At 35.2% G+C, this 24496-nt stretch carries 13 protein-coding genes; 5 read left to right on the top strand and 8 right to left on the bottom strand.

Translation table 11 applies throughout. The features are described from left to right. Positions 1-169: 169 nt before the first annotated feature. Positions 170-3943: a protein kinase gene (locus tag UABHE_RS02685; protein WP_372368658.1), complete on the bottom strand. Its 3774-nt coding sequence runs from the start codon at positions 3941-3943 to the stop codon at positions 170-172. A 24-nt stretch (positions 3944-3967) separates the two neighbouring features. Beyond that, on the bottom strand, positions 3968-4861 hold the full coding sequence (locus UABHE_RS02690) for a LysR family transcriptional regulator (RefSeq protein WP_372368660.1): 894 nt from the start codon (positions 4859-4861) through the stop codon (positions 3968-3970). Between the two features lie 123 nt (positions 4862-4984). Here UABHE_RS02690 and UABHE_RS02695 point away from each other — a divergent pair, with 123 nt between their 5' ends. Next, positions 4985-6151 (top strand): type 1 glutamine amidotransferase domain-containing protein, encoded by a 1167-nt coding sequence (locus tag UABHE_RS02695; RefSeq protein WP_372368661.1) that lies wholly within the window; start codon positions 4985-4987, stop codon positions 6149-6151. Between the two features lie 196 nt (positions 6152-6347). Here the strand turns inward: UABHE_RS02695 and UABHE_RS02700 are convergent, their stop codons facing one another. The 4 genes from UABHE_RS02700 to UABHE_RS02715 form a co-directional block, all read right to left on the bottom strand. After that, entirely contained in the window at positions 6348-7250 is a 903-nt protein-coding gene (locus UABHE_RS02700; RefSeq protein WP_372368663.1) for an SPFH domain-containing protein, read from the bottom strand. An 85-nt stretch (positions 7251-7335) separates the two neighbouring features. Then, positions 7336-7695: a chromosome partitioning protein ParB gene (locus UABHE_RS02705; protein WP_372368664.1), complete on the bottom strand. Its 360-nt coding sequence runs from the start codon at positions 7693-7695 to the stop codon at positions 7336-7338. A 406-nt stretch (positions 7696-8101) separates the two neighbouring features. Continuing rightward, positions 8102-8764, bottom strand: a complete 663-nt coding sequence (locus tag UABHE_RS02710) for an NUDIX domain-containing protein (protein WP_372368665.1) — start codon at positions 8762-8764, stop codon at positions 8102-8104. Between the two features lie 2 nt (positions 8765-8766). Beyond that, complete coding sequence (locus tag UABHE_RS02715) at positions 8767-9666, bottom strand: DapH/DapD/GlmU-related protein (RefSeq protein WP_372368667.1); 900 nt, start codon at positions 9664-9666, stop codon at positions 8767-8769. Positions 9667-10464: 798 nt separating this feature from the next. Between UABHE_RS02715 and coaD the strand changes: the two genes are divergently transcribed. The 4 genes from coaD to UABHE_RS02735 all read left to right on the top strand — a co-directional run bounded on the left by coaD (position 10465) and on the right by UABHE_RS02735 (position 17056). Continuing rightward, positions 10465-10974 carry a pantetheine-phosphate adenylyltransferase gene (gene coaD, locus UABHE_RS02720; RefSeq protein ID WP_372368668.1) on the top strand — a complete coding sequence of 170 codons (510 nt, stop codon included), beginning with the start codon at positions 10465-10467 and terminating at the stop codon, positions 10972-10974. 248 nt (positions 10975-11222) lie between these two features. Beyond that, the gene (locus UABHE_RS02725) at positions 11223-11672 is read left to right on the top strand and encodes a DUF6265 family protein (RefSeq protein ID WP_372368670.1); all 450 of its coding nucleotides are present in this window, start codon (positions 11223-11225) and stop codon (positions 11670-11672) included. Next, a complete protein-coding gene (locus UABHE_RS02730; protein ID WP_372368671.1) occupies positions 11672-14989 on the top strand; it encodes an SUMF1/EgtB/PvdO family nonheme iron enzyme in 3318 nt (1105 codons plus the stop codon). Before UABHE_RS02725 ends, UABHE_RS02730 begins: the two co-directional genes overlap by 1 nt. Before the next feature lie 12 nt (positions 14990-15001). Beyond that, on the top strand, positions 15002-17056 hold the full coding sequence (locus UABHE_RS02735; protein ID WP_372368672.1) for a neutral/alkaline non-lysosomal ceramidase N-terminal domain-containing protein: 2055 nt from the start codon (positions 15002-15004) through the stop codon (positions 17054-17056). Between the two features lie 86 nt (positions 17057-17142). Here the strand turns inward: UABHE_RS02735 and UABHE_RS02740 are convergent, their stop codons facing one another. Beyond that, on the bottom strand, positions 17143-17796 hold the full coding sequence (locus UABHE_RS02740; protein ID WP_372368673.1) for a 2-dehydro-3-deoxy-6-phosphogalactonate aldolase: 654 nt from the start codon (positions 17794-17796) through the stop codon (positions 17143-17145). Positions 17797-17950: 154 nt separating this feature from the next. Then, positions 17951-24490, bottom strand: coding sequence for a protein kinase (locus UABHE_RS02745; protein ID WP_372368674.1), 6540 nt, complete (start codon positions 24488-24490; stop codon positions 17951-17953). Positions 24491-24496 lie beyond the last annotated feature (6 nt).

Consider the following 24496-nt stretch of genomic DNA (forward strand, 5'->3'; position numbering starts at 1 on the left):
TATCAATAGAAACAAAGATTATGAATTCCTTAATTCAACAAGGAGAGCAAAGCTCCTGCTGTTGAATGCAATATTAATCAACTATACGATTTATTCTTGGGTTAATATATTCAATACTTTCAGCGTCATTGTAAATCCCTTATAATGACAACCTGGGCTGCCCCTAATTCTACTCTGTGTCCCACAAATATACTTGTCCATCATTGCTCATTGATACTAGTGCTCTACCATTAGGCGAAAAACAACAGTGATGCACGGAGGCTTCGTGCTTGCGTAAAGACAGAAGTTCTTGGGCGTTCCATTTTTCTTTTTTATTAGGAGTTAAATTGAAGTCCCATATTCTTATGGTTCTATCTCTACCTGAAGAAATAATGCGATTACCTTCTTTATTAAAAGTGCAAGAAGTGATATTAGATTTTTGCCCTAAGATACGACCTAATGGTTTATGATTCTCTAAATCCCACAAGGCAAAACTAATATCTTGTTCTTCACCTGACAAGTAATAATCTGCGGTTAGTAAAAAGGGTTTATTCGGATGAAAAGCGGCAAATGTAGCTTTGTATACTCCTTCCCGAAATTGATGTATTTCTTTTTTTTTGTCAATATCCCAAAGTGTAATTTCAAAAGATGTTGTAATAAAGTGATTACTATTTTTAGGAGAAAAACCACACCAGCGCATCCCTTTTTTGTGGCGATTGGGAAGTTCAAATTCGCGATTGTTCTTAAAATCAAAAATCTTTATTGATCTTCCTACAGAAGCAAGATAACGCCCATCATTACTAAATGAGCAAAATCGTATTGCATCATTATGAGTACTAATAATCGTTGAAGTCTCTTTTTCAATATCCCACAAAACAACTTCATATTTTTTTTTCTTCGAAGACATCAGACGTGTTAGATCGGGAGCTTTATCACATGTTGCTACTTGGTTTTTAAGTGGGTGAAATGCGCATGAGTAAAATTGACGATGCTTGCCAAAAGTTTTATAAAGTTTTTTCTCATGCCAATTCCAGATTTGTAAACCATCGTTACCTGCTATAGCAAGTAATTGTTCTTTTGTTTTCGCAAAATCTCCTCTTCTTTCGGCAGTCCCTGTTTTTCTTGGTAATAATTCAGCAGGGCGTAAATTTTTGTCTATCGACCATAATTTTACACTGTCAGCAGTAGAGATAAAACTCTTTCCGTCTTTTAAAAAGTCGCAACTCATTATTTTACGAGAGTGCCCATAGTATTTATTAGTAAAAACGATGTCCCCTTTGTTGTGAACTTTCCATAAAACAATAGTCATGTCATCTCCGCAAGTTAACATTCTTTTGCCGCTTTTAGAAAAACAACACCAAGAGATGCCTAGGTTATGAGCTTTTTCAAGAGATCTAATAAAGCGAAGTTTGCCATTATCAATCATCCATAGGTCAACATAACCGTATTTTGTTCCAACAATAATAATATTTTGTTGCGCATTAAACGTAGAGTTGCTAATATTCCCAACTCTGCGTTTAATGTCCATTGAATAAGATAATTCGTTTACTTTTTGATAACGATTGCCTACTTTTTTCCATAGCATCAAAATGTCTTTACGACTAGCGATAATATATTGTCCATCTTTATTAAAGACACAACTAGAAATCTCGAAATCTTTGATAGAGCGAAAAGAATCCGTCCCCATACCACTTTGCAGAGCAGCCTCTTTCATTTTTTTGAGAAGATCTATTTCTTGTACAGGCGTCGTTTGCCTTTTTCTTGTACTCCAAATTTTAATGATACCGTCATCGCCAGCAGACACAATGTATTTCCCATCTGCACTAAAAGAACTTTGTTTCACCTCGTAAGCATGGCCTTCATAATTGTGAATAATTTTTCCGGTAGATGCATTTACAAGATATAGGTTTTTTACTGGCAAGCCAAAAAGTCTATTGCGATTTTTATGGTTGCGATTTGTGGATACAAGAACTAATTTTCCGTTGGGACTAAAATTGCAATTGACAATATCTCCTTTAAATGGTGATGATGTCCATATAGGTTTTTGCGAGTTGCCAATATCCCATAACTCTAGTAAAGAATTCCTTGCAGCGATAAATGTCTTATTTTTAGGGTGAAAATCGCAAAAGCGATATGGCGATTTTCCAAAAGAAATATGTTTGATTTTTAATGTTTTGTTAAGCCACTTCCACTCCCAATTATCACGAAAAATTTGAGAGCATTTGTTTAATGAATTCTTTGCTCCTCCAATATTGGCATCTTCTATACGTAAAGCCGTGAGCGCAATATTTGCTTTATAAACGTTTTTCTTAAGATCATTTAGAGCTTGATTTTTTTGTTTTAAAGCTTTACTTTTTTGCTTTAGAGCTTCACTTTTTTGTCTTAAAGCTATTCCTCGTTCATTGTTACTTTTGCTTAGTTCTTTGTTGGTATTTTCTAGTTTTTTCCTAGCTTGGATTTGCTGATAAAAATATATCGTAGTAAAAGTTAAGATTAGTGTTGCAATAATAGCAATAAGTATACTTTTTTCTTTATTGCGAATAATCGACTTTTTTAAATAAGTAAATTGAGTAGGAGGAGATGCCGTTATTGGACGATTATCAAGATAATTTTCCAAGTCTTTAGCTAGAGAATTAGCGCTTTTGTAACGCCGCGAAATCTTTTTTTCCATACATTTTAAAGTAATTGCTTCTAGTTCTCTTGGGATATCAGGGTTTAATTCTCTTAGAGGAACAGGATCTTTTTGCATGATCTGTACGATAATGTTTAGTGCTGAAGACCCGCTAAAAGGAGGAACACCACTCAGAGCTTGGTATAAAGTTGCTCCTAGAGAGTATACATCGCTACCAGGTACTGCTACTTTGCCGTGCGCTTGTTCTGGAGACATGTACGTTGGAGTTCCCAGAATATCTCCTTCATGAGAAAGGTCACTTTCAGCATCCTTGACCAAACCAAAGTCCATAAGCCGCGGTTCTTTATTAATATCAAGCATAATATTTGAAGGTTTTATATCGCGATGAATGAGATTTTGGCGATGAGCGTTATGCAGTGCTAAAGCAACTTTGTTGATAATTTTAGCAGTAGTTCTGAAAGTAAGTGATTTTTTAGAGATGTACTCAGAGAGCGTCTTTCCTTCTATGTACTCCATCGTAAAGTATTTTTGCGGGGCTTCGCCTATATCAAAAATACGAATAGTGTTCGGGTGGTCTAGTTTTGCAACGACTTGTGCTTCTTTTAAAAAGCGCTGAATTTGTACTGATTTTGCTTGTTTTGCCAATATCAATTTTAATGCTATACTTCTTCCAAGATCGTTATCATAGGCTTTATACACAACTCCCATTCCACCACGCCCTAACTCTGATTCTATGCGATACCGTCCAGCAAAAATATCTGAAATATTTACGGAGCCAGAATGTTTTTGAGTAGTCGAGTGCTCTTTTTTATTTGTCGAAATTTGTTGCAATGAATCAGTTGAATTTCTGGGATTACCTTGAGTGATTACACTTATATTTTGTTTTACTTCGGGCATGTCGTTCGCCACTAGCGTCTCATTTGGAGAGTAATAATCAGAATCTTGGTGAGTATTTATCAAAGATGAAGCTATCTTTTCAAATATCTGAATTTCAATTTTTGTCAAAATCTGCTGTTCTGCTAATCTTGCGATTAACTTTTGATAAAAAGTTATAGGTACAATTTTTTGATATATAGAAAACAAAGTAGGGTTTTGCTGTTGTGTAACTGCTTTATTCCATAGTATACTTTTTTGCTGCTGATTAATAAGGTTTTGAGCAAGCGCACCGTTGAGCAAACAACTTTTTAAATACAAAAAATATAGCTGATAACACTGTTTTTGAGAAAAACTTTTTTGTAAAAATATATCTATATTTGAAATAGGTGGTATTTCTTTTCCCAAATATCCTAGGCTTTGAGCTTGGTATATTAAGGATTTTTCGCGATAATTCATCGAAATCCTCCAGATTCTTTGGTCTTATTTATGCATTTCTAAAAACACATCGATAATTTTTTCGACGCGTTTTGGGTGTTTTACATTTTCTAAGGTAATAATGTAAATGGTATTCATTACTTTGCGTCCTTTGCAAATCTGCGATAATTGCTTTTGTTGATTTTGCAGACAATGTTTTGGAATAATAGTAATTCCCATACCTGATGCGACCATATCAAGTGCACCATGAAGATGATTGATCATACCAGTTACTTTAAGTCTTGAAAAAGCTGGATACGATTTTTTCTGGCTCTCGCACCATTTTTTATACAAAACTTCCATTCCTGGATAGATAATCATTTCTTGTTCTACAATTTCTGACGCAGAAAGTCTTTCTAAAGACTTTTCTTTTGCTATCCATATGTACTGTTCTTCGCAAAAAGGAATAAAATCAATGGACTGAATTTCTTTTTTTTTTGTAATAAACCCAAAGTCAATTTCGCAACTAAGAACTTTGTCATAGATAATTTCGGAGGTGCAAATTTCTACTTGTAAATGTAGCTGTGGAAAGTGATTTTGTCTATAATTTAGAAGTTTTGTAAAGTGTGATGAAAGTAAACAGCTTTCAGGTAGAGCATAACGTATTTTCCCAGAAAGAGCTATTGCAGATTGTTTAATATCGCGTATAAGTGTATCTACATTATCGAGATAATTTTCTATAAAAAAACGTAGCTTTTTTCCAGCTGGCGTTAAATAAATATTTTTTTGTGCACGTACAAATAATTGTGTTTCCATTTGAGTTTCTAGTTTTTTGATTTGTTGTGTTACCGCAGATTGCGTAACATGAATTATTTGTGCTGTTTTGGTAAAATTTAAAGTTTCTGAAGCCACCCAAAAAACTTCAAAATATTTAGAGTCTATTTGATCAAAGTTTTTCATAAATACCATAACTATTAATTTTACTAATGGAAAGTATTAAAATATTTAATTTTACTAATGGATGAAACTATGGCAAGATAATTTTAAATAAATTTTATATAAAATATCCTTAAGGAGAATATTGTGAAATTCTTGCTAATTGTAGCTTTATGTCTTACGTGTCTTTGCGCTGAGAAAAGCAAAATACTTGTTGTTGTTTCTAGTTCTGATTATATTACCCTTGCCGACGGTACCAAACACAAAACTGGTTTTTTCTTGTCTGAGTTAACTATTCCAGTTATGGCCTTGTTGAAAGCAAATTACGAAATTGTTTTTGCAAATCCAAAAGGTAACACACCAACCATGGACGCGGTAGGAGATAATATTCAGTATTTTTCATCCAAAGAAGAGCATCAACAAGCAAAAGAGTTGATTAAAATACAAAGTTTTATCAACCCTCGTAAACTCTCTGATATAACAGAGAAAGAACTTGAAGGATTTAAAGGTGTGTTTTTTCCTGGTGGACATGCGCCGATGGAAGATTTATGCCGCGATATAAATGTAGGTCGCGTGTTGAAACACTTTCATAAATACCAAAAACCTACAGCGCTAATTTGCCATGGCCCAATAGCATTGTTATCAGCCCAAAATGAAAATGGATGGATATACAAAGATTACAAAATGACTATTTTTTCCGATGATGAAGAAAAATTTGCTCAAGAAAATATTCTTCATGGAAAAATGAAAGTGCTTCCTTCACAAGCGCTTAAAAATGCAGGTGGAGAATTAAGTCATGCTAAATCGTGGACAAGTCACGCTGTACGCGATCGCGAATTAATCACTGGGCAAAATCCTAATTCTGATCACGAGTTAACACATCTTTTTTTAGAAGCTCTTGTTAAGCAAAAAATTTCTGGAAAAAAAATAACAGCCTGGGATAAAACAACTCGAATGCAAGTAGACACTCTCTATAACGCGTCGACTGGAAACCCTAATTGGCAGGGAGATGGCCATATAGTAATTTACATTGGCTGTAAGAAAGATGACTCTTCAAAAAACTTTATAAAGCAATTGCAAGCTCATGTAAATATGGCGAGAAAGTCTTTTAAAGAAAATGGGTGCGAAGGTTATGTAGTATATGCTACACAAGATATCGAAATTGCTTACTTGTGGTGGACAGATCTACAAACAATGAAAGATTTTTTTGGCTCCGAATTAGGGCAAGCGTGTATGAATGATGCTAAATCTTTTATGGATGATGTTCTTTTTACGGCGGTTAGTGAGAAACCCGTATGGTTAAACGAAAAATAGGAAGATAATAATTAGCGCTCTATATGCAAAACTTTTCCCGCGAGATAGTGTAATCGAACGTATACCTATGCTCCCGCACCTATATTGATATTTCTTGGTATGCAATCCCTTTATGCTAGCTATGCCGATGTAAAGGGATCGTATACCATTATATTTTTAGCGTTTTAGCTTTGTCAAAAATTAATAGCTAGGTCACTTATTTAGATGTTTTATTATCCTTTATTTGACTCATTAGAGCTTTTGTCAGAGCAATTTGATCGTCGCTTGTAGATTTGCTATTGGTGAATACGATAATTGATCCTTTGCCTTTTGCTGCATCGCGAATAGCGTCTCTTTCGTCAATACCAGCAAAATATTCGAGTATTACTTGGTCGTTAACTCCTTGTAAACCGTCGCGAATTTCTCCCATCGCATCACCAATACCTTCAGCAATGGTTTTACGCTGTTCAACATATGCTTGTGCAGTGAGTTTGAGACTTTCTGCATTAGCTCTCGCTTCACCTACCTTACGAATTTTAAGTGCTTCAGCCTCTGCAATTGCAGCCTCTTGTTCGCGTTTAGCCGCAATAACTCGATTAAAAGCATCCGCCACCTCTTTACTTGGTTCCGGTTCATCAACTAACACTGTAACAATTTCATAACCAAAAGATTCTAGTTTGCCTTTCAAATCGTGTTCTACCGCGACAGCAATATCATCTCTTGATGTGTATAGGTCCGCCATTGTCATGCCAGCAGCTTTCGAACGAATAATGTTAAGTACAAAGGATTGGATTTGCTGAATAGGACGATCTAGCTCATAAAAAGCTGCTTGGACCTTGTCTTCAATAACTTTAAACTGCACTGCAACAGGAAAACGAATAAAGGCATTGTCCGAAGTTTTTACTCCAACCTCATCTTTAACTTCTTGGATTTTTAAATTAATAGTTCCTACCGATAAAGCAATTGGCCACGGCATTTTAAACTGCAAACCTGCAGACCTAGTAGAATCAAATTTTCCAAAAACTTCGATTACCTGCGCTGTCTTTTGTCTAACAACAATCACACATGTAGAAAACACCACAACAGCAACAACAGCGAAAGCAATGTAGTAAATTTCCATGAATTTTTCCTTTATTAAAGTGAAGTTAATTACATTTTGGAATATATACGTACTTACACCACTAAAGTGTTGATAATTTTTATTTTTATATTTTTTGTATGATGTCTGGGCTAGGCATTACCTCAAACTGCACAACATTTATTTTTTTTTTGCCGAAAATAAATGCTTTTGCCAAACGATGTACTCCATCCATTACTACTCCATCTACACTTAAAATAATAGGATAAGATAAATCTGCCTCATAAATTCTTTTTACATGCGAAGCTACTTCTCTTACCGTTGGTTGTTTCCTTTCAAAAAACCAGCAATTCTCATCTAGAGTTTGAATACTTTCTATATCTGTAAGAGTCGAACTTAATTCTTTTGCTAGGCTCCAAAGTCTTTCTACATTCCAAATGTGCTTTTCGCCAGCGACAACAGTTGCGTAAATATGCTTAAATTTCATATGAATTTCCTAAGGAATTTTTGATTGAAAGAAAACTATAGGTTTAGGTTTGTAGAATGATTGTGATTTCTCATAAGGAAAATTTATATAATAGATGATTTTTCTGTGGTGTTTGTAGAATGTGATTTAAACCTGACCAAATACATTTCGTATTTGTGTCAGATTTATATTTTACAAGTATTCTTTGTATAGAATGATGTGCGTAGGCTTAAACAATTTTTAGCTGTTCTACAAGTTAAGCAAGTCGCAAAAAGTTTTTAAGAGCACGCAGCTTGCCTTTGAGTATCATAGCGGCGTTGAGCCTTCGGTTACATAGCTACAGTTATGTGCCTCTCAGGCTCTCCTTGCTCTGACACTCAAATTCTACGCTGACTTGAAACGTGCTCAAAAATTTTTTGCGACTCACTTAAGAAAGAAGATTTAAAAAAGAACGGTGCGAAGCAAACATTTTTTGTTTTAGAGCGTCATTTATTTTGACGAAGCTTGCTTCGATAACTTCTGAATGTTGAACAGTGATTTCCGAGTTACAACCTTCTACATGTAAGTGATACACAGAAGTTTCTATCCAGGCATTATCAGTATTTCGCGGATCATCGACATAGCCTTCGTAAATTTTCTTTGCAGTGGACATGTCTAATTCGATACCTGTTTCTTCTTTTAATTCTCTCTGCGCTGTTTGTAAACTTGTTTCTCCTTCATCGATCATACCACCAGGAACAGCAAGTTCTTCTGTATCTTTTCTTTTAACAAGCAAAACTTCTAAGTCTTTACTATTACGTGTAATAATAGCATCTGCGCCAAAATTAGCTCCCCACTTAGCTAGAATACCTCGACCAGTCATTCCTGTTCTACCAACAGGATTTTGAGGGTAACCGCTCTCTATTTTTACTTCTCCTGCATGACTTTTGAAGTTGAGTTTTTGCACCTCTTCTAAACTTTCGGGATCAGCATAACTCCGAGAATTGTTATCTGTGTGATTAAAATATACTGGATTATAAGGGTCTTCAATCGAAGATCTTTTTGGATACTCGGGATAGTTTTCCAAGCATTTTTCATTACGAACGTTCATTATTATTCCTTTTCAGTATTTTCTGTTTGTTGTTTGTCTTCTATTATCTTTTCTTCTTCTTGTGGTTTAGCTTGTTTATCTTCTGCTATCTTTTCTTCTTGTGGTTTAGCTTTACGTATACACACGGCTGGTACACCACCCCAAACTTCGCCATCGGGAATGACAGTGTTTGGCATAACAAAAGAATTAGCTAAAATCTTTGCTTTTACGCCTATATTAACTCCTCCCATAATCGTGGCTTTCAAACCAATAACAGCTCCTTTTCCTATTCGTACAGGATTAATGACCAGATAGCCTGCTTGTCCGTAGTGAGCAATTATTGTCGCTGAACCACCAATAGTGACTTTTTCTTCTAGAGTGATTAAGGACGGATCAGAAATGTTGGTTGTGTTAAGTTGTGTTCCTCTACCTATTTTCATTCCCATAAGTTTATAAAACATCATGCTAAAAGGTGTTGGAGTTATCATAAATAAGAAAGTATAACGAGCTATATAAGTGAAACCGTTATGTACATACCAAGGGACAGCTTCGAGAGAATAGTATATTCCACGCCAAGGTTTCAACTTTAGTCGCAAAATAAAATTTGCAAAAGGTAGAACAATTAAAATAAGAGTGAAACCATAAATAAAATAACCAGCAGCAATAGAAGTTGCAAATGCTGCATAATGATACAAGTGAAACCAAGTATGAGTAGCGCTGTAAATATACGTTACAAAATAGATACTAGGGACTAATGCTAATCCTATAAGAATAGATGCTAAAACATATAGCAATAACAATACAGAACAATGTACTATACTGCGGAATTTACGTAAACCTGTTTCCATCATGCCAGCGAATCCACCTCGCGTAGAAACTTTTGAATCTATATCTACTCTTTTAGACTTTTTTTCTTCTTCCATAATGACAACTTTCAATTAATGTAGGGGGCGTCTAGTGACCCGCTAAGAGTATTTTACTTAGCTAAGTTTGTTCTTTTATTTTTTAGCTTTGCTAGATCTCAGGTACACAGCTACAGCTGTGTGCTCTTGTCGCGCCGCGCTAGAAAATAGAACTCTTGCATTCGGTTGGGCAATTATTTTGTCAGGCCACTTAGTTTTGATAATTCTACTGAATATTTTACAAAATAGCAAGTTTAACAACAAGTTACTTTTCTCAGCTTACGACTATTGTGCAGCATTCTAAAATACTAACGTATAAGATAATTTAAAGTTAATTTTTTAAGCGAACTTTTAAGTCATTTAAACAAGAACACTTCCAAAATGACAACATCAAAATTTTGATTGATGACATGCTTTGACAATTAAAGTATTATAAAGGTTAACTTTAAACTAAGTGACCTCACAAAAATAATTACCCATTGAATACAGAGCTTTTATTTTCTAGTGCAGCGCGACAAGGGCACGCAACTGTAGTTGCGTAACTAAGGAGCAACAAAACTAGAAATTAAAAGAACAAAATACCAACGGGTAACTACTTTTGGCGGGTTACTTACTACATTGATTCATAAATTTTTACGCATTGTAACGCAGTTAATTTTGAGTGTTCAGCTAGGCACTTTGAAGGCGCAAAGCCATAGTTTTATAACTGAAAAGTAACGACGCTGACGCTCAAAAGTACAAGTTAGAATGTGTAAATAATTTTGAATCAATGTACTTACGATCAGATCTTAAATTTCGTTTAAATATAGGGGAGGACTCATGGAACGCGTAGCATTGTATGCAGGTAGCTTTAATCCACCAACAAAAGGACATCTAGATATCATTAGTCGCGCTTGTAATGTTTGTGATCGTTTGATTGTCGGAGTAGGAATTAATATGCGTAAAAAAGCTGTAATTAAACCAGAAGAACGCGTACAATTATTGGAAAAAGCAACAACGCAGTTTAATAATGTTACAGTGGGTACTTACGAAGGTTTAACTGTTAATTATGCAAATAGTATTGATGCAAATGTTCTTATTCGCGGACTGAGAAATCCGACTGATTTTCATATGGAATTTCAGATGGCTGTTACTAACAAAACCTTGTCACCCAACTTAGAAACTTTATTTTTAATGAGCACACCTAACTTTGCTTTTGTCAACAGTTATTTGGTCCGCGAAGTTGCGGCTTCTGGCGGAGATATAAATGCTTTTCTTCCAGAAGAAATCATCGCCGACGTAAAACAAATATTTGAGAAGAGAATGGATTTATTGAAAGAGTTATTCTAAGAGCCTGTTATAAAATTATTTTAAGGCGCCAAATTGCTTCTTTTAACTTCTAATTTCGTTATTTTTTTGTTACAAAACTACTACTTTGCGTCAAAAAAATGTCTCATTAGAAGCTAAAATGCCCTAATTTTTCGCCCTCAACTAATTTTGTAACAGGCTCTAAACCAAGTTGTTTATTTTCTGATTATTTACATCGTTTTTACCAAACACCTTGAAAGGATACGAAAACATCATTCGTATAAATTGCAATGAAAATAACAATAACGCATATTTTTTTATTTGTATTAGGATGGACTTCGGTTTTTACTCATAGCCATGAATTACAATGGCTAGAAGGAGATTGGTCTAGAAAAAGTGACAATGGAACTATTGTTGAATCCTGGAAAAAAGTGAATGATCATATGCTAAAAGGCACATCTATTTTAAAAGTAAATGGTCAAAAAACGCTTATAGAGGAGTTGTATTTAATTAAAATGAAATCAGGCTGGTTTTATATTGCTAAGCCTGTACAAAACGAATTCCCAACGCCTTTTAAACAGCAAAAAATTAAAGAAAACCAAGCTCATTTTGAAAATAAAAATTATGACTTTCCACAAAAAATAGAATATCAAAGACAGGGTAGTGAGTTGCATATAATGATAGAGGGCACTATTAAAAAACAAAAAAAGTCATTCACTTTTATTTATGAGAAACAGTAATGAATAAAAGTTTACAATTTGGGCGTTATAAAATTCTCGCAAAATTAGGCCAGGGTGGAATGGGAGAAGTCTTTAAAGCCATTGATCCTGTTTTAGGGCGAGAAGTGGCTTTAAAAATTATTACCTCAAATGATGCCAAAGAGATTCAAATAGAACGTTTCTTTACAGAAGCAAAGGCAACAGCAACAATACGCCATCCCAACGTGATCACTTTATTTGATATTGGACAAGAAAGTGGCCGACCTTTTTATGCGATGGAAATTGTTACAGGGCAACGTTTAGACATGTTTATGAAACAAAGTACTTCTATTAATGACTTTGTTCGACTGATGAGTAAAATCGCGAAAGCCATTGCGTGTATTCACGACCATGGAATTATCCACCGCGATTTAAAACCATCGAATATTATGATGGAAAAAAATGGTGAACCTAAAATTATGGATTTTGGCTTAGCAAAATTTTATGAAAAATCTGGGCAGAATTTGACTTCTGAAGGGGTGATGGTTGGCACATTGAATTATATGTCTCCAGAACAAGCTAATGGCATAAAAGAGGAAATTGACAAACAAACAGATATTTATTCTTTAGGGGTGATCCTTTATCAAATGCTTTCAGGAGAACTACCTTTAGAGAGTGACACTGCTTTGGGACTTTTGCGAAAAATCTTTGATCATAAACCTCGACCATTAACAGAGCTAAGAAGTGATATTTCTCCTGCATTAGAAAAAATTTGTTTACAAGCTTTAGAGAAAGATAAAAATAAGCGCCAGCAAGATGCAAAACAACTAGCGGAACAGTTAGATAACTATCTTGCGCATGCTAAAGCTGGTACTTTAAACATTCTTTGCGAACAAAAAGCTACTGTTTCAACTGCGACTAAAAAAAATACAGCACCAAGAACTCGATCGGCATCAAGATCCAAAAGTATTCGTACACAAAGAAACCGCGGAAAAGTAACTAAAGCAAAAAATAACACATCTCAGAAATTGTATCTAATTTTAGTATGTGTATTTGTATGTGGATTATTTATTTTTATTTTTAGCGGTAAGTCTTCGGAGAATTCACAACATCTTAAAAAATTGCAAACTCAGCATGTGGATGATGACAAAGAACAAGCTACCAGTTTATTAACAGAGAAAAAAACACAAGAAAAAGCAAAGCTGCTAACAGCGCAAGAAAAAATTAATCGTTTAGCAGAAAAAAAAGCACAACAGCGTATAGAAGAAATGGCACGTAAGCAAGCCGAGATGCAAGAAGAAATGGCGCGATTGAAACGCGAAAATGAGCTTGCAAAAAAGAAAATTGAATATCCAGAAAAAGATGCTGTGGATCCTTTGCAAAAACAACCAACGCATAAACAGCAAACTCAAGAACAACAAATTGTAAAAAGAGTAACAGAAGATAAAAAGGATTTTCCTCAGATAGATGGTTTTTCTTTCCTACATAAAAAAAACTATACTTGCGCTAATTTAGCATACGAAGTTTATGAGTATAGGCATCTAAAAACAAATATCATTTTTACTTTAATTCCTGGTGGGTCCTTTGTTCTCGGAACTAAAATAGGTAATAAAATAGATGAACAACCGCATAAAATCACTCTTTCTCCTTTTTTGATATCTAAGTTTGAAGTAACGAATCAAGAGTGGCAAACAGTTATGAGTATGCCCAAATTTAAAAAGAAGAAAAAGCATCCAGTTGTAAATGTTACATGGGAAAATGCAGTTTCTTTTTGCCAAAAAACAGGCCTGAATTTGCCTTCAGAGGCCCAATGGGAATATGCTTATTTTTCTGGAAGCGATAGTAAAAGTAAATTTTATTGGGGAGATGATTTTAGCGATGAGTATTTATGGCAATATGGAAAACTAGGGCAAATAGGTACTAAAAAACCAAATGCCTTTGGTTTACATGACATGGCAGGTAATGCATATGAATGGTGTTTGGATGCTTTTTTACCGTATCGTTCTCAGCCAAATATTGACCCTGTTGTAAACAAAGGTCACCGAAAAATAGTTCGCGGTGGTGGTGCACGAAGAGATACGTATGGAGCGAGACGTAATAAGAGGAAGGCGAACAGTTCTGCATCTTTCATTGGATTTCGCTGTGTTAAAAATCTTTCTACCAAAGAGATTACAATCGTAAATAGGTATTTATTTAAAAAAATTAAAATAGAGCAAGATCTTCCGCAAGAACTACCAAGTCATTTATCTCGTAATTGGCAGACTCTTGATGACGAAATTAATCTCTGGCAACAAGAAGTAAAAGATAGTCAGAATCTAATGAAAAGAAAATTCGATTCATTAAAAAAACTTAAAGATAAGGATTTTGTTGTTTCGAAAGAAGTATTTACTTCACCAACGCTTTCTCTACATGGAACTAAAGTTAACGGTGAAATTCTAAAAATACTTTCGAGTATGAATCATGTCAAAGTGTTGGACCTAGGACACACACGTGTTGAAGACAAATATTTGGCAAATATAAAGAATTTTGCCAATATTGAATATCTCGATTTATCGGAAACAAAAATCACTGAAAAAGCCTTGAATTATTTACCAAATTTAAAAAAATTACGTATTCTCATTCTAAGTAAAAACAAAATGCGCAATTTTCCTTTTCACTTCCTAAGAAAATTTCCAGCGCTTGAAATGTTAGAATTGAAAGAATGCGATATCAAAGAGAAGGACATCAAGCGCATTCCTACTTTCGATAAAATAATGATTCTTGATATTTCGGAAAATGAGATAATCGGCGATTTGCGAGGAATACATAGATCAATGCCTAATTTGAAAGAATTGCGATTGTCTAAGAATAAACAATTAGATACTGGAAATAAATGGTTTTTAAATTCCATTGTTAAGATGAATCTTGCGGCTTTATATTTAAATAAAATACAATTCAAACACCCAAGTCATTGTCAAATATTTACGCAAATGAAATATTTAAGAGTATTAAAACTCGATGAAACGAATATTGACAATTCGTGTGTTGAATATATTTCAAAAATAAAATTGTTAAAAACTCTCGATATTTCTGAAACAAATATTGACAGCGAAGCGACAAGGTATATTTCGCAAATAACAACTCTAAAAAACCTGGATCTTTCTGATGTAAAAATTAACAATCAAGCAATAAAATGGTTAGTCCAAGCAAAAGCATTAAGGAATTTAGATCTTTCTGAAATAAAAATAGATGATCATTGTGTCAACGATTTGATACGAATGACGCAACTCAAAAAATTAAATATAGGAAAAACGAATATAAGTAGGGATGGTATTGACAAAGTCAGAAAAGCTCTAAAAAGATGTCTGGTAAAATATTAGGAGATAGTAAACGTGCGTAAATTTTCGATTTTTAATATAGTTGCTACTTGTCTTTTGTTTGTAAGTGGTTGTTATACGAAGATTCATGGAATACTTCCACCACCTAAAACATCTTCTAAACAAGAACAATTTGCTATAGGTGCTAGTAAAGTTGACATTACACCGCTACCAGGTATTGCAATGGGAGGGTATTCTATTGTTGGCACAACTGGACGTGGTTATTGGACAAGACTGTATGCTAAAAGTTTATATTTTTGCGACTCAAAAGGGCAAAGTTTTGTTATGGTTTCGTGTGATTTGTGGTCGGTAAGTGGAGGGCTCGCTGACCGTGTTGCTGAGCTGGTCGCATTGCAAGGCAAGCATTTGAGCCGCGAGCAAATTGTTCTTGCTGCAACACATACACATCACAGCCCAGGAAATTTTTCTACTTCTCCAATGTACAACGAGTTTGCTTCCTACCGTAAAGGTTTTGATCAAAGCTTATTTGATTTTTTTGCCCAAAAAATAGCAGATTCTATTGTCTTAGCTATTGATAATAGCCAGCCTGCGACAGTGGAATTCTCAGTTAAAAAGGTAGCAAAAGTTGTGCGCAATCGAAGCTTACAAGCTTTTTTATTAAATGTCGATAGTCATGAAATACTTCAAGAAAATGCAGAATTACCATTAGAAAAAGTACTTGATTTTGACGATGATGCTTATCGTGCGGTCGACCCCAATCTCACAATGGTGCATTTTCGAAATGCTAAGACCAAAAATACTATCGCAGTATCGGGTTTTTTCGCAGTACATCCAACGGTAATGGGAGCTAAAACCGAGGTATATCACGCAGATTTATACGGCGTGGCGACGACTCTTACAGAGCAATATTTACAAAAACAAGGTGTAAAAACGCCCATTGTAGCTCTTTTTAATGGTGCTGAAGGTGACATCTCTCCTAACTGGAGTGCACGCGATCGTCGTAACACAATGTATTTAGGAAAAAAACTCGCAAAGGAAATGATTTCGGCCTTACAACAACCCCAACAACAAATGAAATATATTGAATTAAGTTACCGATTTGAAAATATAAATCTTGCGAAGCGTTGCTTCGAACTCAAAAATATTGAACGTTGCACAGCCGAAAGACCTAGTGTGGGAGTTGCAACAGTCGGAGGAGCTACTGATGGCCGTAGCCGCTTACATAGTTTTTTGTGGCGTGAGCAGGTAAAAGGAACGCGAAGTAGCGAACAAGGAACAAAACAACCACCAAATAATCCACTTCGTATGGAATTACCTTTTTTAGCGCGTTTTGTACTTGATTCTCTTATGGGGCAAATAGTTCCTCCCAAAAATTGTCCTCTTGGTATTTATCGCTTGGGAAGCTTGACTTTTGTAACAATGCCAGGAGAATTTACTACTACCCTTGGACGCAGAATACGAAACGAAATTGCAAATATAATTCCAGGAGAGACGATCTCTATTGGTTTAGCCAACGAGTATATTTCGTATTTCACCACTCCTGAGGAATATGAAATTCAGTTCTATGAAGGTGCATCAACTCTATACGGTCCATTTTCAGGGGCTTTCATTCGAAAAGAATTAGTAAATATAGCGAAGAAAATGTCAATGGATAATGTACGTACAAAAAATAAACCATACTCTTATTATCCTGGGCCTAAACGCATTTTTTCATTGGAAGATATAGGCAGTGAACCTTATTTATTAGATGATGGTCTTTCAAATCTAGTACAAGATCTCGAAACTGGAAAACCAGTGCGCTCCTACCCTCATTTTGTATGGCACGATTCTATTTCTCAATTAGATCCAAGTTTAGAGCATAATATTCCACATATAAGTTTACAAATTAAAAAGAACGATTCTTGGCAAAACTTTGAGTACCAAGGTGTTGCTGAAAATGACCGCGGATTGAATTTTGTAACAGTATTGCTCAGAGTTACAGATAACAAAAGTAAGTGGGGAACAATTTGGCTACAACCTTCCAAGATAGAAGAGGAATTAATATTGCGTTTTTGCATACAAAAATTAGGAAAAGAAGTTATTTATTCCCCCATTTTCAAGAGCAACTGATGCTTTTGACTTCGATACATTTGAGAAGAGCTACAAGTCACTAGTTAACAAAAACGAGAAGTAATCTGAATATTTCCGCTACTTATTTAACGAAAAAGTCTTCTGGTTTCATGGCGTGCTTTGCGAAATGCAGTAACAACTTCTTGCGACATTTCTCTTGTATCTTGCGTGGTAAAACCTGGCTCAAACAAGGCTGAACCAATAGCAAAACCTGTAGCTCCTGCTTTCATCCACGATTTAATGTTTCCTGGATGAATACCACCTACTGCAAAGACAGACACATCAGAAGGTAAAACGACTCTTATTGACCGTAAGTATTTAGGTCCATAAAATTCTGCGGGAAATAGTTTAAGGTGCTTTGCGCCAGAGTTTATCGCATGAAAAGCTTCTGTTGGTGTTGTGAATCCTGGTATTGGAATAATATTTTTTTCTAAAATATGCGAAATAATTTTAGGGCAAGTGTTAGGAGCCACGGCAATTTCAGCATTGATTTGTTTTATATTTTCTACATCTTTAGTGGTAACAACAGTCCCTGCACCACAAACTATGTGATGAGAAAAATTTTCTTGCAAAATTTTGATGCTTTTTAAAGCATCAGGGCAATTGAGTGGAATTTCAATAATACGAATTCCTGCCAAAACAAGTTCAGTCGCAATATCGATCACCTGACTAGGTTCAATATTACGTAAAATAGCAATAATCGGCATGCTGTCAAAAATCTTTTTTTGTTTACTATTCATTTTTTTATAACGAGATTATCTCTTCTATCATTTATCAAAATAACCTCGAACCTCCTTTGCGACAGAAAATTTTACTTATAACTCTACTTTAGGACAGAAAATAATTTATAAAATAGCAAATTATTTTCCGCCTTAGTTTGATTGTATGTGCTTATCACTTGCCTAAACTAGGTAAGCGAAGATTAGGGATGCTTTTGATAGCAAAGGTATCAGATACACGTGAATGATATAAATACTGTGTAATACGAAGAGGCTCGTTGTCCATTGCGTAATCTAATGCTCTTTCAGGAATACTATTTCGAAATAATAGCTCGTGAGACTTTCTTGGAATTTGTTCATCTTTTTGAGATACAATTTTCAAAATCCATTCGGGCGTTTTTATCTGTCGATTGCTAACAGGCAGAGTTTGCCACAGACGAATTGTTTTGTCAAGAGATGCTGTTAACAAAACACCATTATAATGGTCTATACTCAAAACCGCTTTGCGATGTTGGGCAACAGTACTTACTTTTTTTGAAGTAATGAGGTCCCACCATACAACACTATTATCTTTGGAAGAAGAAAATAAAGCATGGTACTTACTATCATAAATAAGCTGTGTGATTTGCGCGCGATGCCCTTCAAAAGTTTGGACTTCTTCACGTTTTTTCAAATCCCATACATGTATTACCCCGGCTTTTTTTGAAAAAATTAATTGATCTCCGCGTATATATACAAGTGTTTGAACTAAATGTTCTAATTCACATAACGTATATGAATAATCAGCAACTTTTAAATTCCACAACTGTATGCTTTTAGAGCCAGTAACAAGCCAATTACCATCATAACTATAATCTAAAACACTTAATTTTTCTTTGTATTTAAGCTGGTAGGTTACCTGCCCACTTTTCAAATTTTGAATGATGATTTCATTTTTGTTTTTGTAAGCTAAATTGTCTTTGTATGTAGTAAAAACCTTTTCACCAGGAATACTGCGCACAAATGAGTAGTCTTTGCTACTCCAAATATAAAGTTCGTTATTATTGCTAGCACCGACAATGTAATTCTTTATGTATTTTACACGTACAACCTTGTGATTATGCCCATCTAAATTAGCCACAACTTTTTTGTTACTCACATTCCAAACTTTGACCGTTTTATCATCTGAAGATGACACGAAATGTTGTGCATTTGGACTATAACTAACCGAGTTTACTTTACTAGAATGGTCGCCAAAAAAAGCGACGTGTTTATTATGTGGAGCACGCCATAAACGCACAATACTGTTTGTGGCGCTTGCAACAAATTTTCCATCTTTGCTGTAAGTAATTCCGCGCGTGCTTTTATTTTCTCTATCAATATAAGCAAGAGGAACCTCTGTACCTAAATTGAGCAATACTGCTGGTTTTGTTTTATAAGCAATGCCAATTGTGTTGCCATCAGGACTAAAACAAATATCATTTACCAAAGCTTGGTCTTCTTTAAAAGTACGTATTTCTTGGCCTGTCACAATATTCCATAAGCGAGTTGTTCTATCTTGTGATGCAGAAACAATACTGCGTCCTTGCGGATGAAACTTCACAAAGGTTACAGGTTCTTTATGTCCAAAAAGTACGAAAATAGCTTTATTTTTTCCCATATTCCAAATACGAATAGTTTTGTCACTAGAGCCAGAAGCAATAAATTGACCTTGTGGACTTATAGCAACTTTTAAAATAGAAGAGTTATGTCCAGCAAGAACAGTGACTACTTTCCTGGTTTTTAAACTCCACAGGCGAATAGTTTTATCATCTGAACCTGAGATAAGCCACTTACCATCGTTACTAATTACTATGCTATTTACTGGAGAAGTATGTCCAGTATAATTGATGTAGCTAGGTTTTTGAGTTGTAGTGTTCCATGCAATTGTCTCTTTACGCGAAATAGAGACAATACTATTTTGGATTTGACGTACACTCAAGACTTGGTCGTTGTGCCCTTCTAAAGTAGCAACATTTCTTTTGGAACGAACGCTCCACAATTTAACCGTTTTATCTGAAGAAGAAGATATTAAATACTTATTGTCAGTACTAAAGGCAATGTCTTTTACCCATGATTTATGACCAGTAAGTTGCGCTAGTTTTTGCCCGCTTTGCGCATCCCACAAGTATACATTTTTACCAGCAATTGAAGCAAGTAGAGTTTCATCTTTGGAAAAGGCCATCGCTGTAACTTCTGTACTATGTTTGTCGAATGAGCGTACAAGTTTTCCTGAACGCAAATTCCACAATCGCAAAGAACGATCAGAAGAAATCGAGTAAATATAATCTTGCTTACGACTATAATGTATGTTGGTGATTTGTGCTGAGTGTTTTTTTAAAGTATATTTTGGCTGACTATTTGTTAAGGTCCAAACCAGAATTTTCTTATTTTTATCTCCTGAACAAATAAAATTACTTGTGCGATCAAAAGTTAAACAAGTGATGTCTTTTTTGTGTCCGTTGTATTTTCGTATAGGTTTGCCTGTTTTTGCATTCCATAGATACACTGATTTACGAGAACTCCCCGCTAATTTTTTACCGTCAGGACTACAGCTGAGTTTGTAGATAGACTCATTTGTTTTTAACGTTTGCTTCACGCGTCCTGTATTGGTGTCCCATATACGAATTGTGCGATCTTCTGCTGTTGAAATAATTCCTGAGGAGTCTGGCAAAAACGCAATATCGTTAATTTCGGCACTGTGTCCTTTGAGAGATCGTATTAGTTCTCCCTTTGTGTCCCATAAACACACAGTATTATCTTTTGCCACAGTCGCATATAATTGCTGGTTAGGAGCTATTTGTAACATGGTGATTTCGCCATCATGCGCGACCATTTTTTGGGCTTTTTGTTTTCTTGTGTTCCATAAGAAAATACTATTGTCTTTGTTTGCAGTGGCGATAAAAGAGGAATTTGGATGATACGCTATATCGCGAATTTTGGATGCACTTTTCCATTCACCAATGTATTTGCCATGTTGATCTAGCAGTTGCAATAAGTTATCTGAAGAAATAGCAATTGTTTTCATGTCTGGTCCATAACGCAAACACTTGATATTTTTTGGGCGATGAAAAATCGCACGTTTTTGTTCTCTACTTTTGGAAAATGGATAAACATATACTTGATTATTTATGCCTACAATTGCTTGTAAATGATCATTATAATGCGCTTCATGTATCTGTGAAGTAAACGATTTTTTTGCTATCAGTTTTAACGAACTAGCCTCAAATAATGTTGCCTGTTTCGAAGAAAAAACGATTAAATTATTACCATCTGCAGAATACGAAAGAGATAATGCTTTTGTAGGCAAATCGATGTTTTTTAAAGAACTAAAATCTTTAGTAGAAAGCATTTGTAGTTTATTTTTGGAGTCGATTACTGTTATTTGTTGTTTATTCGGATGTAAAGTAATTGCTCTGTAGCTCTCTTTCGATAGATAAATTCTTTTTTTACTGGCTAAGTCCCAAACAATTATACGATTATTTGTGCTAAGATATACTAGTTTCGAATCTTCGAGGTGAACATCAAATGAGCTACGCGGAATTTCTTTACAAGCCATTGTCGAAATCAGTTCTTGTTTTTGGGTATTCCAAATGCGAATGGTTTTATCTTTACTTATAGAAACGAGCTTATAGCCTTCATCGAGGTAGATTGTTGCGACTATTTCTCGCTGATGGCCACGAAGTATTCTTTCGTCACTATTTTCATCTATAGACCAAATGTGTATACTATTATGATTTTGCGACACGGCAGCAATTTCTTTGTTATACGGATGAAAAACACAAAAAGTAAACTGCGCTGACAGTTGTTGAAAAATATTATTTAAGCGACCAGTACTCGTGTCCCACAAATGTACATTGCTATCTGTTGTTACACTTGCAAGCATTTTGCCATCTTGACTGGAGGTAATATGAGAAACAGGAGTGCTGTAATGAGGAGTTGTTTCCCAAACTAAACCCTCTTTCATTAGTGCTAGCTTTACAAATTTCTTGTTCTTATTGCGAATCTCATCCACTTCATCTGGTGGTAAATTTTTTGTGAGCTCTAAACTAGCACTTGAAAATAAAAGACTATCTTTCCATTGCTGATTATCAAACGCTTCGCTAGCCTTTTGTAATGAAATTTTAGCCAATGTTTTTTTTGCAGCTTTGGCTTCAGCAAAACGAATGCGCTCTTCGCGTTTTGCTTTCATCCTTTCAAATTCGGCTCGTCGTGCTGCTTCTTCAGCTATTTTTTTTTGCTTTTCAACTTTTTCAGTTTCGCGCTTAGCAATATCTCGTTGTTCCTGGGCTTCTTTCGAGTTAACTTTTGCAATGGCCTCTTGTTTTTTCGCTTGTGTGGCATTTTTTTCTGCAAGCAAATGTTCTTGGCGTATAAAATACAAACTAACACTCAATACTAAAAACGTAAGAAGTACTGAACCCAATAACAATAATCGTACTCGTTGCGAAGACTTTTCTGCTTTTATTTTTTGTTGTTTTGCCTGTTGAATTTGTTGTCGTACTTGTTGAACTTGTGGATCATCGCGGTCTAATTCATCAATCTGAGCTTCACTTAAACCTAAATCATCGTTTCTTAAAGCTATCGTTGAATAGGCAATACGTGCAGCATATCTTCCTTCTTTAGCAATTGTATTTCCTGTCCACAGTTTTAACGATTGCTCGAAACAACTAACTGCTTTCGAAAACTCAGCATAAAGGTGGTTTCTTTGTTTTCCTTTGAGTTTTTTATCTTGAGCTTGTTGGTTTTCTTCTAATATTTTTTGACCTTCTCCAGAGATAATTAAGCTCTCGCGGTGTTTTAAGAAATAGGCTATAGCTTTTTTGAAATCATCAACATCTTGGAAACGATCTTCTGGAAGTTTTGATAGGGATTTACTGCATATATCTTTTAACTCATGTGGAATATGATCTTCAATGAATAAATCATCGCGTTTTTGATCAAAACTTGGCTTGTCAGAAGCAATGGCTTTCATTAATGATTTCCATATATTCTCATCGTAATGTGGTGGTTTGCCGGTGATAATTTCGTGCAGAATCGCTCCGAGAAGATATGTGTCTGTCCACGGACCTATTTCTTTTCCACAGCCTTCAGCTAATTCAGGACTCATATAATGAGGTGTTCCCATTGGGCTTGTAACCATTGATTTATGAAGCGTACGTAACTCCGGTGAAATTTCATCTCTAGAAACTGCAAGTCCCCAGTCCATCACTAAAACTTCCCCAAATTCACCTATCATAATATTTTCTGGCTTTAAATCATTATGAACAATACCTTTGTTGTGCGCAAAAGCCATTGCATCACATACGTCGAGTAAAATGCGTAAATGTGCTTCTAAGTCGTACTGTTTAAAACGCTCGTTTTCTGCCGTTTTGTTTAATATCTTTTTCCATTCCACCCCTTTTACTAATTTCATTGTAAGGAATACATTGCCGTTTATATTTTGACCTAGCTCATAAACAGGAACAATATTTGGATGGTCAAGGTATGCAGTAACAAGAGCTTCAGAAATAAATTTTTGCTGACTCACATTGTTAATACTTCCAGGAATGATTCTCTTTATTGCAATTTCACGTTTAAGACTTTTTTGTTCACCTTTGTTGATAATTCCCATACCACCACGAGCTATTTCAGTTCCAATTACAAAATTTTCTGAGCGCGAGTCAAGTTTACTTTTAATGCCATCATGTAGGGTATCTTTCATACTGTGAGTTGTTGTGGCTCTTAAAGGATTTTGTGGCGTTTTTTGTTGCGGTTGATCATCATCACAAATAGTTTTTGAATCTTCTAGGCATTCATTTTGCACTGCGTCATTGTCTTGTGCGCCAATGATTGTATTTGCTGCACTCATGCTTTTTTCATCGATGATGTTATCAAAAAGAGTTTGTGCTCCTTTTTCTAAGTCAGATATTTCAGAAGGTAATTCTTCAGAGCTACCATCTAAAGTTTGATTGCCACTTGCACAATCGGGCAAACTTTTTATCAAATCATCTTTGCTATCAAAATTCGCATCCAAAGTTTGGTCACCTTGTAAGTCATTATTTACAGGGCTATTATCGTTATCTAAAATTTCAGTGGCTATCGTTTGGTCGTCTAAAGTTTGGTCACCCTGCAAGTCGTTGTTTACAGGGCTGTTATCGTTATCTAAGGTTTCAGTGGCTATCGTTTGATCGTCTAAAGTTTGGTCGCCCTGCAAGTCATTGTTTACAGGGCTGTTATCGTTATCTAAGGTTTCAGTGGCTATCGTTTGATCGTCTAAAGTTTGGTCGCCCTGCAAGTCATTGTTTACAGGGCTGTTATCGTTATCTAAAGTTTCAGTGGCTATCGTTTGATCGTCTAAAGTTTGGTCGCCCTGCAAGTCATTGTTTACAGAGCTGTTATCGTTATCTAAAGTTTGGTCACCTTGTAAACCATTATTTACAGGACTATTGTTATCAACAGCTGTTTCTTGAACTTGTACAGGAGTTCCAGTAGCTGTTTCATTAATTGTTTCGTCTCCCTCGGAGATCACTGATCCTTTTGGAGTAATTACTTCAATACTCGTATCGTTTTTGTTGAGCAAAGTCATGAGTGGTAAATATACATTTTTGCTTGCAAGAGATTCAGCACCTTTATATGTAGTTCCACCACCACCACGCTCTAATTGCTCAGCTCCAATTGTTTTTGACCAAAGTTCGTGAATTGTTTTTTCATCCATGTATAT

The organism is Candidatus Uabimicrobium helgolandensis (assembly GCF_041508025.1).
Lineage (GTDB): Bacteria > Planctomycetota > Uabimicrobiia > Uabimicrobiales > Uabimicrobiaceae > Uabimicrobium > Uabimicrobium helgolandensis.

What these genes read in the sequence shown, in the direction of transcription:
- UABHE_RS02685 (WP_372368658.1), bottom strand. Translation starts at nt 3,943, where the DNA reads ATGAATTATCGCGAAAAATCCTTAATATACCAAGCTCAAAGCCTAGGA.
- UABHE_RS02690 (WP_372368660.1), bottom strand. Translation starts at nt 4,861, where the DNA reads ATGAAAAACTTTGATCAAATAGACTCTAAATATTTTGAAGTTTTTTGG.
- UABHE_RS02700 (WP_372368663.1), bottom strand. Translation starts at nt 7,250, where the DNA reads ATGGAAATTTACTACATTGCTTTCGCTGTTGTTGCTGTTGTGGTGTTT.
- UABHE_RS02705 (WP_372368664.1), bottom strand. Translation starts at nt 7,695, where the DNA reads ATGAAATTTAAGCATATTTACGCAACTGTTGTCGCTGGCGAAAAGCAC.
- UABHE_RS02710 (WP_372368665.1), bottom strand. Translation starts at nt 8,764, where the DNA reads ATGAACGTTCGTAATGAAAAATGCTTGGAAAACTATCCCGAGTATCCA.
- UABHE_RS02715 (WP_372368667.1), bottom strand. Translation starts at nt 9,666, where the DNA reads ATGGAAGAAGAAAAAAAGTCTAAAAGAGTAGATATAGATTCAAAAGTT.
- coaD (WP_372368668.1), top strand. Translation starts at nt 10,465, where the DNA reads ATGGAACGCGTAGCATTGTATGCAGGTAGCTTTAATCCACCAACAAAA.
- UABHE_RS02725 (WP_372368670.1), top strand. Translation starts at nt 11,223, where the DNA reads ATGAAAATAACAATAACGCATATTTTTTTATTTGTATTAGGATGGACT.
- UABHE_RS02730 (WP_372368671.1), top strand. Translation starts at nt 11,672, where the DNA reads ATGAATAAAAGTTTACAATTTGGGCGTTATAAAATTCTCGCAAAATTA.
- UABHE_RS02740 (WP_372368673.1), bottom strand. Translation starts at nt 17,796, where the DNA reads ATGAATAGTAAACAAAAAAAGATTTTTGACAGCATGCCGATTATTGCT.
- UABHE_RS02745 (WP_372368674.1), bottom strand. Translation starts at nt 24,490, where the DNA reads ATGGATGAAAAAACAATTCACGAACTTTGGTCAAAAACAATTGGAGCT.